Annotated in this window: 13 protein-coding genes; 11 read left to right on the forward strand and 2 right to left on the reverse strand. The window is 74.5% G+C overall.

Going from position 1 to position 15050, the window contains the following annotated elements; all coding sequences use genetic code 11:
• Positions 1–226 precede the first annotated feature (226 nt).
• The 10 genes from tsf (at position 227) to ABIE39_RS11670 (ending at position 10731) form a co-directional block, all read left to right on the forward strand.
• Positions 227–1066 (forward strand): translation elongation factor Ts, encoded by an 840-nt coding sequence (gene tsf, locus ABIE39_RS11625; RefSeq protein ID WP_034652463.1) that lies wholly within the window; start codon positions 227–229, stop codon positions 1064–1066.
• 163 nt (positions 1067–1229) lie between these two features.
• A complete protein-coding gene (pyrH, locus tag ABIE39_RS11630) occupies positions 1230–1985 on the forward strand; it encodes a UMP kinase (protein ID WP_031315725.1) in 756 nt (251 codons plus the stop codon).
• A 75-nt stretch (positions 1986–2060) separates the two neighbouring features.
• Positions 2061–2618 (forward strand): ribosome recycling factor, encoded by a 558-nt coding sequence (frr, locus tag ABIE39_RS11635; protein ID WP_074809986.1) that lies wholly within the window; start codon positions 2061–2063, stop codon positions 2616–2618.
• 32 nt (positions 2619–2650) lie between these two features.
• Positions 2651–3508: a phosphatidate cytidylyltransferase gene (locus ABIE39_RS11640; protein WP_021482016.1), complete on the forward strand. Its 858-nt coding sequence runs from the start codon at positions 2651–2653 to the stop codon at positions 3506–3508.
• Positions 3509–3567: 59 nt separating this feature from the next.
• On the forward strand, positions 3568–4713 hold the full coding sequence (rlmN, locus tag ABIE39_RS11645) for a dual-specificity RNA methyltransferase RlmN (RefSeq protein WP_074809987.1): 1146 nt from the start codon (positions 3568–3570) through the stop codon (positions 4711–4713).
• Entirely contained in the window at positions 4710–5261 is a 552-nt protein-coding gene (locus ABIE39_RS11650; RefSeq protein WP_175009604.1) for a DivIVA domain-containing protein, read from the forward strand. The genes rlmN and ABIE39_RS11650 overlap by 4 nt, the downstream gene beginning before the upstream one ends.
• 541 nt (positions 5262–5802) lie before the next feature.
• Entirely contained in the window at positions 5803–7002 is a 1200-nt protein-coding gene (dxr, locus tag ABIE39_RS11655; RefSeq protein ID WP_354051958.1) for a 1-deoxy-D-xylulose-5-phosphate reductoisomerase, read from the forward strand.
• 58 nt (positions 7003–7060) lie between these two features.
• A complete protein-coding gene (locus ABIE39_RS11660; RefSeq protein WP_175009602.1) occupies positions 7061–8371 on the forward strand; it encodes a site-2 protease family protein in 1311 nt (436 codons plus the stop codon).
• A 247-nt stretch (positions 8372–8618) separates the two neighbouring features.
• Positions 8619–9758 carry a flavodoxin-dependent (E)-4-hydroxy-3-methylbut-2-enyl-diphosphate synthase gene (ispG, locus tag ABIE39_RS11665; protein WP_021482273.1) on the forward strand — a complete coding sequence of 380 codons (1140 nt, stop codon included), beginning with the start codon at positions 8619–8621 and terminating at the stop codon, positions 9756–9758.
• Positions 9759–9849: 91 nt separating this feature from the next.
• Entirely contained in the window at positions 9850–10731 is an 882-nt protein-coding gene (locus ABIE39_RS11670) for a GNAT family N-acetyltransferase (RefSeq protein WP_255437331.1), read from the forward strand.
• A 39-nt stretch (positions 10732–10770) separates the two neighbouring features.
• Here ABIE39_RS11670 and ABIE39_RS11675 read toward each other — a convergent pair whose 3' ends face one another.
• Positions 10771–11694 carry a DNA-formamidopyrimidine glycosylase family protein gene (locus ABIE39_RS11675; RefSeq protein WP_175009600.1) on the reverse strand — a complete coding sequence of 308 codons (924 nt, stop codon included), beginning with the start codon at positions 11692–11694 and terminating at the stop codon, positions 10771–10773.
• 33 nt (positions 11695–11727) lie between these two features.
• Here ABIE39_RS11675 and ABIE39_RS11680 point away from each other — a divergent pair, with 33 nt between their 5' ends.
• Positions 11728–13611: a proline--tRNA ligase gene (locus tag ABIE39_RS11680; protein WP_175009599.1), complete on the forward strand. Its 1884-nt coding sequence runs from the start codon at positions 11728–11730 to the stop codon at positions 13609–13611.
• A gap of 185 nt (positions 13612–13796) precedes the next feature.
• On the opposite strand, the gene ABIE39_RS11685 is transcribed toward ABIE39_RS11680, so the two are convergent.
• A complete protein-coding gene (locus tag ABIE39_RS11685; RefSeq protein WP_209827591.1) occupies positions 13797–14936 on the reverse strand; it encodes a DUF4439 domain-containing protein in 1140 nt (379 codons plus the stop codon).
• Positions 14937–15050: the final 114 nt, after the last annotated feature.

A 15050-nucleotide genomic window follows, 5' to 3' on the forward strand; every position in this document is an offset into this window, starting at 1 on the left:
GCGGGGGGGGCGGGGCGCGCGGCGGCGCGGGCCGGGGGGGGGGGGGGGGGCCGGCCGGGCCCCCCCCCCCCGCCCCCCCCCCCCCCGGGGCGGGGGGGGGGGGCGGGCGGGGGCCCCCCCCCCCCCACCCCGTGCCGTACCACCGGCGTACCGGGCACCGACGCGGTGCCGCCAGCACGTCGCTTGTGACGAAGTACCCGTGACGAACCACGAGTGAGGAACCACCATGGCGAACTACACCGCCGCTGACATCAAGGCCCTGCGCGAGCGCACCGGCGCCGGCATGCTCGACGTCAAGAAGGCTCTCGACGAGGCGGGCGGCGACGCGGACAAGGCGCTCGAGATCATCCGTGTTAAGGGTCTGAAGGGCGTCGCCAAGCGCGAGGGCCGCTCGACCTCCGAGGGCCTCGTCGCCGTCGACATCCGCGACACCGAGGGTGGCCAGGTCGCGACGCTCATCGAGCTGAACTCCGAGACGGACTTCGTCGCGAAGAACGACACGTTCATCTCCCTCGCGGACCGCGTGCTCAAGGCCGCGGCCGAGGCCGGTGCGCGCGACGCGGACGCGGCGCTCGCCGCGGACGCGGACGGCGAGACCGTCCAGCAGGTCATCGACAACCAGGCCGCGACGCTCGGCGAGAAGATCGTCCTGCGCCGCGTGACCCGCGTCGCGGGCGAGCGCGTCACCGCGTACCTGCACCGCACCGCGCGCGACCTGCCGCCGTCGATCGGCGTCGTCGTCGCCACGGACGCCGCGGGCGAGGCCGTCGCGAAGGACGTCGCGCAGCACGTCGCCGCGATGTCCCCGACGTACCTCTCGCGCGACGAGGTCCCGGCCGAGACGGTCGAGAACGAGCGCCGCATCGCCGAGGAGACCTCGCGCAACGAGGGCAAGCCCGAGGCCGCGCTGCCGAAGATCGTCGAGGGTCGTCTCAACGGCTTCTTCAAGGACGTCGTCCTCGTCGACCAGCCGCTCGCGAAGGACCCGAAGAAGACGGTCGGCCAGGTCGTCTCCGAGGCCGGCGGCACCATCACGGAGTTCGTCCGGTACCGCGTCGGCGCCTGACGCCCCCGTCGGCCCGGCCCCGTCGTCTCGTGGACGGCGGGTCCGGGCCGACCGCGCACCCGGGCCCGGCCCGGACGCGCGACGACCGCCGACGTGCCGCACCATCAGGTGGACGACGGCGGAGCACGACCACCCCGCCCCACCGGGCCAGGACGAAGGACAGGTGTCGACAGTGACGGCAGGCGAGCAGACCGAGCCCCGGACGGGGACCGAGCACCGGCGGGTGCTCCTCAAGCTGTCGGGCGAGACGTTCGGCGGCGGGCAGATCGGCCTCGCGCCCGACGTCGTCCAGCGCGTCGCCCAGGAGATCGCGGCCGCGGTCGAGCAGGGCGTCCAGGTCGCCATCGTGGTCGGTGGCGGCAACTTCTTCCGCGGGGCGGAGCTCTCCCAGCGCGGGCTCGACCGCGCTCGTGCCGACTACATGGGCATGCTGGGCACGGTGATGAACTGCCTCGCGCTCCAGGACTTCCTCGAGCAGGCGGGGGTGAAGACGCGCGTGCAGACCGCCATCGCGATGGGCCAGGTCGCCGAGCCGTACATCCCGCTGCGCGCGATCCGGCACCTCGAGAAGGGCCGCGTCGTCATCTTCGGCGCCGGGGCCGGGATGCCGTACTTCTCGACCGACACGGTCTCCGTGCAGCGCGCCCTCGAGACGCACTGCCAGGAGGTCCTCATGGGCAAGAACGGCGTGGACGGCGTCTACACGGCGGACCCGCGCACGGACCCCTCGGCCACCAAGCTCGACCACCTCACCTACACCGACGCGCTCGTCAACGACCTCGGGGTCATGGACGCGACGGCGCTGAGCCTCTGCCGGGACAACGACGTGCGGATGCGCGTGTTCGGCATGAGCGAGCCGGGGAACGTCACGCGTGCCCTGGTCGGCGAGAATATTGGCACACTGGTCACGACCGACTGACACCGGTGCGCCCACGCCGGTGACCCCGGCCGCGACCGCACGGACCGACCCACGACGAACGACGAAGGAGCACTGGTGATCGACGAGACCCTCCTCGAGGCCGAGGAGAAGATGGACAAGGCCGTCGAGGTGGCCAAGGAGGACTTCGCCGCGATCCGCACCGGCCGTGCGAACGCCGCGATGTTCAACAAGATCACGGTCGACTACTACGGCGCCCCGACGCCGTTGCAGCAGCTCGCGTCGTTCACGGTGACCGAGGCGCGCACGATCCTCGTCTCGCCGTTCGACAAGAGCTCGATGACCGCGGTGGAGAAGGCGCTGCGCGACTCCGACCTCGGCGTGAACCCCTCGAACGACGGCAACGTCATCCGGGTCGTGCTGCCCGCTCTCACCGAGGAGCGCCGTCGTGACTTCGTGAAGCTCGCGAAGTCCAAGGCGGAGGACTCGCGCGTCGCGATCCGCAACGTCCGCCGTCGGGCCAAGGAGGAGCTGGACCGCATCGCGCGCGACGGCGAGGCCGGCGAGGACGAGGTCGGGCGCGCCGAGAAGGAGCTCGAGGGCCTCACGAAGACGCACGTCGACCAGGTCGACGCGCTCCTCGCGGGCAAGGAGAGCGAGCTGCTCGAGGTCTGAGCACCTCGTTCGGCGAGCTCCTCCACGCACCGATGACCGATACCTCCTCGACGGCCGCAGGCGAAGGCACCACCGCGGCGCGCGCACCCAAGGCGGGCCGCAACCTTCCCGTGGCGATCGCGGTGGGCCTCGGCCTGCTCGCGCTCGTCGCGGTCAGCCTCGCCTTCCGGCCCGAGCTCTTCGTGCTGCTCGCGACCGTCGCGGTGGGCGCGGCGCTGTGGGAGCTCGCCCAGGCGTTCCGGCGCCGCGACCTGCACCTCCCGCTGCTCCCGCTCCTCGTGGGCACGGTCGGCATCCTCGTCTCCTCGTACTACTCGGGACCCGAGGCGCTGCTCGTCTCCTTCATGCTCACGGTGGCGGGGGCGGTGGTGTGGCGCGTGATCGACGGGTCGGGCACGGCCGCCGTGCGCGACGCCGCCGCCGCGACGTTCGCGGCGGCGTACCTGCCGTTCATGGCGGGCTTCGTCATGCTCATGCTGGCCGCGCCGGACGGTCGGGTGCGCGTCCTGCTGTTCATCCTGCTCGCGGTCGCGAACGACGTCGGCGGGTACGTCGCGGGCGTCCTGTTCGGGCGGCACCCGCTCGCCCCGTCCGTGAGCCCCAAGAAGTCGTGGGAGGGGCTCGCCGGGTCGTTCGTCCTCGCGACCGCCGTCGGGGTCGTCGGCGCTGTGGTGGGGCTCGGCGCGAGCCCGCTGCTCGGCGTCGCGCTGGGCGTCCTGGCCCCGCTTACGGCGACGATCGGCGACCTCGCCGAGTCCATGATCAAGCGGGACCTAGAATTGAAGGACATGGGGTCGCTCCTGCCCGGCCACGGAGGCATCCTCGACCGGCTCGACTCCATGCTCCTCACCGCCCCGTTCGTGTACGTGCTGCTCGCTCTGGCCGTCTGACGGCCCGGCTCACGGCGCGGCGCACCCGTCCGCACCGCCCCCCACGCTTGGACCTCCTCATGACCGTCCGTTCCGTCCGCCCGTCCGCGGAGTCGAAGCCGCTGCCGCTCGTCATGTCGGCCCCGCGCCGCGGCAAGCCGCCGCGCCACTTCGCCGACCTCGCACCCGAGGAGGTGCGGGACGTCGTCGTCGAGCTCGGGGAGAAGCCGTTCCGGGCCAAGCAGCTCGCGACGCACTACTACGCGCACCTCACGCGCGACCCCGAGGCGATGACGGACCTGCCGAAGGCGACGCGCGACGTCCTCGCCGAGGCGCTTTTCCCGCCGCTGCTCACGGCGGCGCGACGCATGGAGGCCGACGGCGGCACGACCGTGAAGACGCTGTGGCACCTCTTCGACGGCGCCAAGGTGGAGTCGGTCCTCATGCGCTACCCGCAGCGCTCGACCCTGTGCGTGTCGAGCCAGGCGGGCTGCGGGATGGCGTGCCCGTTCTGCGCGACCGGCCAGCTCGGCCTGACCCGCAACCTCTCGGTCGCGGAGATCGTCGAGCAGGTGCGCTCCGCGGCCCGGTCGCTCGCGGACGGCGAGATCCCCGGCGGCCCGACGCGCCTCAACAACCTCGTGTTCATGGGCATGGGCGAGCCGCTCGCGAACTACAAGGCCGTCATGGGCACGGTGCGCCGTCTGGTCGCCCCCGCGCCCGACGGGCTCGGGATGTCCGCCCGCAACATCACGGTGTCGACGGTCGGGCTCGTGCCCGCGATGCGCAAGCTCGCCGACGAGGGGATCCCGGTGACCCTCGCGCTGTCGCTGCACGCCCCGGACGACGACCTGCGCAGCGAGCTCGTGCCGATCAACACCCGGTGGAGCGTCGACGAGACCCTCGACGCGGCCCGGCACTACTTCGAGGTCACGGGCCGCCGCGTGAGCATCGAGTACGCGCTCATCAAGGACATGAACGACCACGCGTGGCGTGCCGACCTCCTGGGCGAGAAGCTCGACGCGCGCGGCCGCGGCTGGGTCCACGTCAACCCCATCCCGCTCAACCCGACGCCCGGATCGATCTGGACGGCCAGCGACCCTGCCGTCGAGGCGGAGTTCGTGGCACGATTGCGCGGTCACGGGATCCCGACGACGATCCGTGACACCCGCGGCAGCGACATCGACGGCGCCTGCGGGCAGCTCGCTGCAGAGGAGGACGAGTGAGTTCGCTGTTCACCACGGTGTCGAAGACCCGGAACGGGTACGACCCCGAGGAGGTCGACGACTTCTTCGAGCACGCTCGTGACGTCTACGAGGGCCGGGTGCCGGAGCGGCTCACGAGCACCGAGATCCAGGCGTCGGTCTTCGACCTGGTCCGTGGCGGCTACGACACGCACGAGGTCGACGCCGCCCTCGACCGGCTCGAGGGCGCGTTCATCGCGCGCCAGCGGGCCGAGTACGTCGCGGCGCACGGGCAGCAGGCGTGGATGAACGCGCTCGCGGAGCGCGCGCGGACGCTCTACGGGCGACTCGGTCGCCCGGACGGCGAGAAGTTCGCGCTCGCGGAGCGCGGCAAGCCCGCCTACGACATCGACGACGTCGACGACCTGTGCGACCGGCTCGTCGCCTACTTCGACCGCCAGGTCCCCATCACGGCGGCCGAGATCCGGTCCGCGACGTTCGGCCGGGCGCGCGGGCGCGACGGCTACGCGGAGGGCCCGGTCGACGCGTTCTTCGCGCGCGCCATCGAGGTGCTGCTCGGCGTCGAGTGACGCCGTCCCGCGCGTCCCGCCGCGCGTGACCACCGACCCCCGCGAGGCGTCGAGCAGGGCGCTGCGGCGCGCGGTCGGCGGGTTCGCGGCGTCCAACGCCCGCCGCCCCTGGAACCACCACGAGCACTTCCACGGCCGGGTCCTGCGGCGCGTGCCGCACGACGCCGGGGTCGTGCTCGACGTCGGCTGCGGATCCGGTGCGCTCCTGGGCCGGCTCTGGGGCCGGGTCGCCGAGGGTCGTCACGCGGACCTCGCCGTCGACGTCGCGTCCGCGCCGCTCAACCCGCTCGTGGGCCTCGTGAAGCACCCCCACCGAGCGCGGCAGGGCGATGCCGGGACGGATGCCCCGGGCATGCCGGTCCGGGACCCGCGGCACTCCGTCGACGAGATCAGGCGCACGGCCCGGGCGCTGCTGCCGGGCGTGCGCGTGCGCCGTCGCCTGTTCTTCCGGTACGCGCTCGAGCGGACCGCCCCGCGCTGGCCTGAGGCCGCGACCGGCGCGGTGCCCGCGCACCGCCCGCGGCCTGGAAGGATGGGAGCCATGCCCGACAGTCCCGCACGTACCCTCCGCACCGTGACGATCCTCGGCTCGACCGGGTCGATCGGCACGCAGGCGATCGACGTCGTCCGGGCCCACCCCGACCGGTTCCGGGTCGAGGCGCTCTCGGCGGGCGGCGGCGACGTGGACCTGCTGGCGCGCCAGGCGGCCGACCTGGGCGTGCACGCGGTCGGGGTGGCGGACGCGACCCGTGCGGAGGCCCTCGGCGAGGCGCTCACGGCGACCTATGCCGGCCGCGGGGACGCCCCCGAGGTGCTCGCCGGGCCCGACGCCGCCGCCGAGCTCGCGGGGCGGGGGAGCGACGTCGTCCTCAACGGGGTCACGGGGTCGGTGGGACTCGGCCCGACGCTCGCCGCGCTGCAGGCCGGGTCGACGCTCGCCCTCGCGAACAAGGAGTCGCTCGTCGCCGGAGGAGCGCTCGTCCGCGCGGCCCAGCAGCGCCCGGACCAGATCGTCCCGGTGGACTCCGAGCACTCGGCCATCGCCCAGTGCCTGCGGTCAGGGACGCGACCGGAGGTGCGCCGGCTGGTCCTCACCGCCTCGGGCGGCCCGTTCCGCGGCTGGGAGGCCGACGCGGTCAAGGCCGCGACCGTCGACCAGGCGCTCGCGCACCCGACCTGGGCCATGGGTCCGGTCGTCACGGTGAACTCCGCGAGCCTCATGAACAAGGGCCTCGAGCTCATCGAGGCGCACCTGCTCTTCGACGTCCCGGCCGACGACATCACGGTCGTCGTGCACCCGCAGTCCGTCGTGCACTCCATGGTCGAGTTCGTCGACGGCTCGACGATCGCGCAGGCGTCGCCGCCGGACATGCGCCTGCCCATCGCGCTCGGGCTGTCGTGGCCCGACCGGCTCGACCCCGTGACGCCGCCGTGCGACTGGTCCGCCGCGACGTCGTGGACGTTCGAGCCGCTCGACGACGCGGCGTTCCCCGCGGTGAACCTCGCGCGTGCGGCCGTGGCGGCGAGCGCGACGCACCCCGCGGTGTACAACGCGGCGAACGAGGAGGCCGTCGCGGCGTTCCTCAGCGGACGCGCAGGTTTCGGTGACATCGTGGCGACGGTCGAGCGCGTGCTCGCGGCGCACGACGGAACCCCTGCGCACGCGCTGACGTTGGAGCACGTGGCGGAGGCCGAGGCGTGGGCGCGCACCCGCGCGCACGAGGTGCTGGACCGCCGGTGACGAGCAACCGTCGGGGCGGGAGAGCCGCCCGGGACGTCGAGAGGGAGCAGAGGGAACGATGGCCACGCTGATCGGCATCCTGGTGATCGTGGTCGGGATCGTCGTCTCGATCGCGCTGCACGAGGTCGGCCACATGGTGCCCGCGAAGAAGTTCGGCGTCCGCGTGAGCCAGTACATGGTCGGGTTCGGCCCGACCCTGTGGTCGCGGACCAAGGGCGAGACCGAGTACGGGCTCAAGGCGATCCCGCTCGGCGGCTACGTGCGCCTCGTGGGCATGTACCCGCCCGCGCCCGCAGGCGCCCGTCCCCGCGGCAGCGGGTTCTTCTCCCAGGTCGTGGCCGACGCGCGGGACGCCAGCACGGAGGAGATCCGGCCGGGGGAGGAGCACCGCGCGTTCTACAACCTCTCCGCACCCAAGAAGGTCGTCGTCATGCTGGGCGGCCCCTTCATGAACCTCCTCATCGCGTTCGTCCTCATGGCGATCGTGTGCGTCGGCATCGGCCTGCCCGCGGTCACGACCACGGTCGGCTCGGTGAACGCGTGCGTCCCGTCCGCCGTGACGGACGAGGAGCAGGAGTGCGCCGCCGGCGCCGACCCCTCGCCGGCCGCCGCCGCGGGGCTCCAGCCGGGCGACACGATCGTGGCGTTCGACGGCGAGGACGTCACCTCGTGGGACCAGCTCTCCGGCATGATCCGCGGCGCCGCCGGGCAGGCGACGCCCGTCGTCGTCGAGCGCGACGGCGAGCAGGTCGACCTCACCATCACGCCCGTCGACGTGGAGCGCCAGGTCGTGGCCGAGGACGGGACGCCCGTCGTCGACGACGACGGCGAGCCGGTCACGAAGCCCGCCGGGTTCGTCGGGTTCGCGCCGACCGTCGAGCGCACGCCCGCCGGGATCGGCGTGGCCGCGGAGGCCACGTGGCAGCAGGTGAGCGGCACGGCCGGCATCATCGTCACGCTCCCGGTCAAGGTCTACGAGGCCGCCCAGGCCGCTTTCACCGACGCGCCCCGGGGGCAGGACTCCGTGATGAGCGTCGTCGGGGTCGGTCGCGTCGCGGTGGACGTCGCGGGCGCCGAGAGCCCGGTGCTCGACCGCGTCGTCACGATGCTGCTGCTGCTCGCCGCGCTCAACGTCGCGCTGTTCGTCTTCAACCTCATCCCGCTCCTGCCGCTCGACGGCGGGCACGTCGTCAACGCGCTGTACGAGGGCGCCAAGCGCACCGTCGCGCGCGTCCGCGGCCGCCCGCGCCCGGGGCCGGCCGACCTGGCGCGGATGATGCCGGTCGCGTACGTGATGTTCGTGGTCCTCGTCGGCGTCGGCGCCCTGCTGATCCTCGCCGACATCATCGACCCCGTCCGCCTCACGTAGCCGCGAGCGGCGTCGTGACCGCGGTCACGCCGCGGACCACACGCGAGGTAGAGCCGCCGGTCGCGAGGTAGCAGCCGACGACGTCTACCTCGTGCCCGGAGGCCCTACCTCGGCGGGAGGCGTGCGTGGAGGGGTCGCGAAGATGTGCGGGACCGCGCGGGAAGGTGACGTCTCGGACAGCCGGCGGTGCCGCGTTCGACGCCCGGCGGGGGATACTAGGGGCGTGAGCGTACCCATCAGTCTCGGAATGCCTGCCGCGCCGCCGCCGGTCCTCGCGCCGCGCCGCAAGAGCCGCAAGATCAAGGTCGGCAAGGTGGACGTCGGCGGCGACGCGCCGATCAGCGTCCAGTCCATGACGACGACGCCGACGACGGACATCAACGCCACCCTCCAGCAGATCGCGGAGCTCACGGCGTCGGGCTGCGACATCGTGCGCGTCGCGGTGCCGAGCGCCGACGACGCGCTCGCGCTGCCCGCGATCGCGAAGAAGTCGCAGATCCCGGTGATCGCGGACATCCACTTCCAGCCCAAGTACGTGTTCGCCGCGATCGACGCGGGCTGCGCCGCGGTGCGCGTGAACCCGGGCAACATCCGCAAGTTCGACGACCAGGTCAAGGAGATCGCGAAGGCGGCGTCCGACGCGGGCGTGTCGCTGCGCATCGGCGTGAACGCCGGGTCCCTCGACCCGCGCCTGCTCGCGAAGTACGGCAAGGCGACGCCCGAGGCCCTGGTCGAGTCGGCCGTGTGGGAGGCGTCGCTGTTCGAGGAGCACGGCTTCCACGACTTCAAGATCTCGGTGAAGCACAACGACCCGGTCGTCATGGTGCGCGCGTACGAGCTGCTCGCGGAGGCGGGGGACTGGCCGCTGCACCTCGGCGTGACCGAGGCCGGCCCGGCGTTCCAGGGCACGATCAAGTCGGCCACCGCGTTCGGCGCGCTGCTGAGCAAGGGCATCGGTGACACGATCCGCGTCTCGCTGTCGGCGCCCCCGGTCGAGGAGGTCAAGGTCGGCAACCAGATCCTCCAGGCGCTCAACCTGCGCCCCCGCAAGCTCGAGATCGTCTCCTGCCCGTCGTGCGGCCGCGCCCAGGTGGACGTGTACACGCTCGCGGAGAAGGTCACGGCCGGGCTCGAGGGCATGGAGGTGCCTCTGCGCGTCGCCGTCATGGGCTGCGTCGTCAACGGCCCGGGCGAGGCGCGCGAGGCGGACCTCGGTGTCGCGTCGGGCAACGGCAAGGGGCAGATCTTCGTCAAGGGCGAGGTCGTCAAGACGGTCCCCGAGTCGCTCATCGTCGAGACCCTCATCGAGGAGGCGCTGCGCATCGCGGAGACCATGACGCCGGAGAACGACGCGCAGGCCGGTCCGCCGGTCGTCACGGTCGGCTGACCCCCTCGTGAGCCGCTGGCGCCCGTCCGTCCCGGCACTACGGCCACGGGCGCGCGCCGGGTCCGGGGACGACGCAGCCGAGCGGGCCCGCGTGCTCGCCGACGCGGAGGTCGCCGAGGCGCTCGCGGTGTGCGCGGACGACCCGGTCGCGTCGACGCTCGCGGCGGCGCGGCTCGCCGTGGCGCAGCACGCCGGCCTGCACGCGGCGGGCGGCCAGGCCTGGGGCTTCCCCGCCGTCGGCCCGCTCGAGGCGGTGTGCTGGGCCGGGGCGAACCTCGTGCCGGTCGTGCCGGCGTCGCTCGACGCCGATCGCGCCCGCGCAGCGGTCGCCGCGTTCGCGGCGCTCGCGCGGCACGCGGGGCGGCGGTCGTCGTCGGTCGTGGGCGAGCGCGACGCCGTGCTGGCGCTGTGGGAGCTGCTCGCCCCGCACTGGCCGGCGCCGCGCGAGATCCGGGCGAACCAGCCGTCGCTCGCGATCGACCGCCACCCCGACGTCGAGCCCGACCCGCACGTGCGCCGCTCCGTCCCGGCGGAGGTCCCCGTCGTGCTCCCCGCGTGCGTGCGCATGTTCACCGAGGAGGTCGGCTACTCGCCGGTCGAGGGCGGAGGCCGCGCGTACGAGGAGCGCGTCCGCTCGCTCGTGCTCGCGGGCCGGTCCTTCGTCCGCACGACCGCGGAGCCCGGCCGCTCGCCGCACGTGGTCTTCAAGGCGGAGCTCGGCGCGGTCACGCCGCACGTGGCGCAGGTGCAGGGCGTGTGGGTCGACCCGCGGTACCGCGGGCAGGGTCTCGCCGCCCCGGGGATGGCCGCCGTGGTGCGCCTCGCACGCGAGCTCGGGCCCGCGGACGCGGCGCGCGGTGCGGCACCTCCCGTGGTGTCGCTGTACGTCAACGACTACAACGCGCCCGCGCTCGCGACCTACCGCCGCGTCGGGTTCGAGCAGGTCGGGACCTACGCGACCGTGCTGTTCTGACCGCGCCCGCCCCGGACGGCGCGGCCTGCCCTCCGTCGCTCACTTGAGCAGGCGCGACATCCGCCGGTCGGCGAGGACCTGGCCCCCGGTCTGGCACGTCGGGCAGTACTGGAGGCTGCGGTCGGCGAAGCTCACCTCGCGCACGGTGTCGCCGCACACGGGGCAGGGCAGACCCGTGCGCCCGTGCACGCGCATCCCCGCGCGCTTGGCGTCCTTGAGCTCGGCGGCCGGCTTGCCCGACGCCGCCGCCACGGCCTCCGCGAGCACCTCGCCCACGGCGGCGTGCACGCGGGCGACCTCGTCGGGCGTGAACGAGCGCGTGAGCTTGAACGGGCTCGTGCGCGCCGCGTGCAGGATGTCGTCGGAGTAGGCGTTCCCGATCCCCGCGATCGACGACTGGTCGCGCAGCAGCCCCTTGACCTGCTGGTTGCGCGCCGCCATGAGCTCGCCCAGCGCCGCGGGGGTGAAGGCCGGGTCGAGCGGCTCGACGCCCAGGGTCTCGATCGCCCGGACCTCCTCCGGGTGCCGCACGACGTGCACCGCGAGCCGCTTGCGCGTGCCGGCCTCCGTGAGGTCGAAGCCGGAGCCGTCGTCGAACCGCACGCGCAGCGCGAGCACCGCGGCCTTCCCGCCGCCGCTGCCGCCGAGGCGCGGGCGGACGGGCGTCGTCGGCGCCTTCTCGGACCAGCGCAGCCACCCGCCCCGGGCGAGGTGGAACACGAGGTGGACCTCGGCGTCGGGCCCGGGCGCGCCGGCGCCGTCGTCGGCGTCGGCGAGCACGAGGTCGAGCCACTTGCCGTGCCGGCGGGCGCCCGTGACGACCCGTCCCACGAGCGCCGTGACGGGCGGGTCGAACGTCTTGAGAGCGGCGATCTGCGCGACGTCCGCAGCCACGACGGTGCGGCCGGTCGCGCGGTCGTCGAGGAACCGGACGAGGGCCTCGACCTCGGGCAGCTCGGGCATGGGGACATCCTCCCCGCCGGTAGGGTGGGACGCATGTCTTCCGTCACGTCCGGCGCGCCCGCCGCGGCCTCCACCCGCGTCCGGGGCGCCGACCTCCTGCGCCTGTCCACCCTGTTCGTCCGGACGCTGCGCGAGGACCCGGCCGACGCCGAGGTCGCGAGCCACCGGCTCCTCGTGCGGGCGGGCTACATCCGTCGCGCCGCCCCCGGCATCTACACCTGGCTCCCGCTCGGCCTGCGCGTCCTGCGCAAGGTCGAGGACGTGGTCCGCGAGGAGATGGCGGCCGCGGGCGCGCAGGAGGTGCACTTCCCGGCGCTGCTGCCCAAGGAGCCCTACGAGGCGACGGGCCGCTGGACGGAGTACGGGCCGAACATCTTCCGCCTCAAGGACCGCAAGGACGGCGACTACCTCCTCGCGCCCACCCACGAGGAGATGTTCACGCTCCTCGTCAAGGACCTGTACTCGTCGTACAAGGACCTGCCGCTGACGATCTACCAGATCCAGACGAAGTACCGCGACGAGGCGCGCCCCCGCGCGGGCCTCATCCGCGGCCGCGAGTTCGTCATGAAGGACGCGTACTCGTTCGACACGACGGACGAGGGCCTCGAGCGCTCGTACGAGGCGCAGCGTGCGGCCTACCGGCGCATCTTCGACCGGCTCGGGCTCGAGTACGTCATCGTCGCGGCGACGTCCGGCGCCATGGGGGGCTCGCGCTCCGAGGAGTTCCTCACCCCGACCGCGATCGGCGAGGACACGTTCGTGCGCTCGCCCGGGGGGTACGCCGCGAACGTCGAGGCCGTCGTCACGCCGGTGCCCGAGGCGGTCGACTACGCCGACGCCCCGGCCGCGCACGTCGAGGACACGCCCGACACCCCGACCATCGCCTCGCTCGTCGAGCTCGCGAACGCGCGCTACCCCCGCGCGGACCGCGCGTGGACGGCGGCCGACACGCTGAAGAACGTCGTGCTCGCGCTCACGCACCCGGACGGCCGCCGCGAGGTCGTCGTCGTCGGGCTGCCGGGCGACCGCGAGGTCGACCTCAAGCGCGTCGGCGCGGCGTTCGAGCCCGCCGAGGTCGAGCCGGCCACCGACGCCGACTTCGCCGCCCACCCCGAGCTCGTCAAGGGCTACATCGGTCCGCAGGTCCTCGGCCCGAACGCGCGCCGCGAGGGCCCCGCGGACGGCGACGCGTCCGACGAGTCGGCGGGGGAGACGCCGGAGCGGCACTCGGTGCGCTACCTCCTGGACCCGCGCGTCGTCGCCGGGACGCGCTGGATCACCGGCGCGAACGCGCCCGGCCGGCACGTGTTCGACCTCGTCGCCGAGCGCGACTTCGCCGCCGACGGCACGGTCGAGGCCGCGGAGGTGCGCGCGGGCGACCTCGCGCCCGACGGCTCGGGCCCGCTCGAGCTCGCGCGCGGCATCGAGATCGGCCACATCTTCGCGCTCGGCCGCAAGTACGCCCAGGCCCTCGGCCTCACGGTGCTCGACGAGAACGGCAAGCAGGTCGTCGTGACGATGGGCTCCTACGGGATCGGCGTCACGCGCGTCCTCGCGGCGCTCGCGGAGGCGAACCACGACGACGCCGGGCTCGCGTGGCCTGCGCACGTCGCGCCCGCGCACGTGCATGTCGTCGCCACGGGCAAGGACGCGAGCGTGTTCGAGGAGGCCGAGCGTCTCGCGACCGAGCTCGCCGGCCGCGGCGTCGAGGTGATCTACGACGACCGGCCCAAGGTCTCGCCCGGCGTGAAGTTCAAGGACGCCGAGCTCCTCGGCGTGCCGCTGCTGCTCGTCGTGGGCCGCGGCCTGGCCGACGGCGTCGTCGAGGTCCGCCCGCGCGCGGGCGAGGCGGCGCAGGTCGCGGTCGCGGACGCCGTCGAGCACGTCGCCGGCCGGGTCGCCGAGCTCCTCGGCTGACCCACCACGTCACGGCGCCCCGGTCCGGTCTCCCGGGCCGGGGCGTCCTGCTGCGCCCACGGCAGCTCGCGGGCGCGGTGTGCCACCGAAGCGGCGCACGGCGCGCCGGAGCCGCGCGGAGAGAGTGGGCGGGGCGGTGCGTCGGGCAGGTGCGGCGGCTGGGCCGGTGCGCCGGGCGTGCGCGCTCAGCCTGCCGTCTGCTCCGGCAGGCCCGGGAACGCCACGGGCGGCTCGCCCCACGCGACGGCGTTCGCCCAGGCGTCCGCGAGCAGCGCGACGGCCTCGGCCCGGGACGTCAGGGCCGCCGCGGCGACGAGGCTCGCGTACGTGCGCGCGAGCCCTGACTCGACGTGGCGCGCGAAGGCTGCCGGGTCCGTGTCGTCGGGCAGCGCGTAGGCGACACGACGCGGGTCCTGCGGCGTCCCGTCGGTGCCCGCGGCGAGGGCCCAGCCCTGCGCGCGGGCGCGGTGCTGGGCGGCGCGCGCGACCGCGGCGGTGCGCACGTCGCCCTCCGACTGCGCGGCGCGCACCTCGTAGCCGTATCCGGCGGCGTCCTCCGACTCGACGAGCGTCGCGAGGTCGGCGGCGCCGACCCCGCCGGGCGCCTCGTCGACGGGCGGCGGCTCGTCGGGCCCTGCCGCGACCGTCGAGCCCGTGGCTGCGGCGAGCCGCTGCGCCGAGACGTGCTCCGAGGCGGCGACCGACGCGAGAAGCCGCGCGAGCCGGGCGTCCGGCGAGGCGTCGGCCGCCGCGCCCGTGCGCTCGGCCGCGCCCACGAGAGCGGTGACGACGTCGTCCGTCGTCGCGGTGCCAGGAGCGGGCGTGCCCGCCGCGTCCGTGCCGGCCGCGTCGGCGCCGGTCCCTGCGGCGCCGGGGTCCGACGCCGTCCCGTCCGTGCCGGGCGTGGTGGTGCCCGCCCCCGGGGTGCCGGTCTCGGTGGTGCCGGAGCCGGCGCCGCTCTCGGGCTCCGCGGGGTGCTCCAGGCCCGAGTCGTAGACGCCGCCGAGCGCGTCGACGTGCCGGTCGGCGAACGCGGCGGCCTCGCCCAGCACGGCGAGCGCGGCCGGGTCGGTCACCCGGGGCGTGACGTCCGCCACCAGCGCGGCGACCCCGAGCGCGTCGTCGACGGCCCCGGAACGGAGCACCTCGACCGTGTCGGGGGAGGGCTCCGTGGGCGGCGGCGTGTCCAGCCGGACGCCGCACCCGGCCGCCAGGACGCTCGTCGCGAGCACCGTCACGGCCGCGAGCAGACGGCCGGCACGGGCCGCGGGACGGGTCCGCCGGGCTCGGGGGGCGGCGTCGGCCGCGGTCGCGTGGGGAGTCATCGGGGGCGATGATGTCACGTCCGGGGCTCGCGAGTCGTTAGGCTGGTCCCCGTTCCGACGTCCCGCGAGCCGGGGGTCGGAGCACCCGAGACAACAACACACCGGTCGTCTGGC

Source organism: Cellulosimicrobium sp. 4261, from assembly GCF_040546915.1.
Lineage (GTDB): Bacteria > Actinomycetota > Actinomycetes > Actinomycetales > Cellulomonadaceae > Cellulosimicrobium > Cellulosimicrobium cinnabarinum.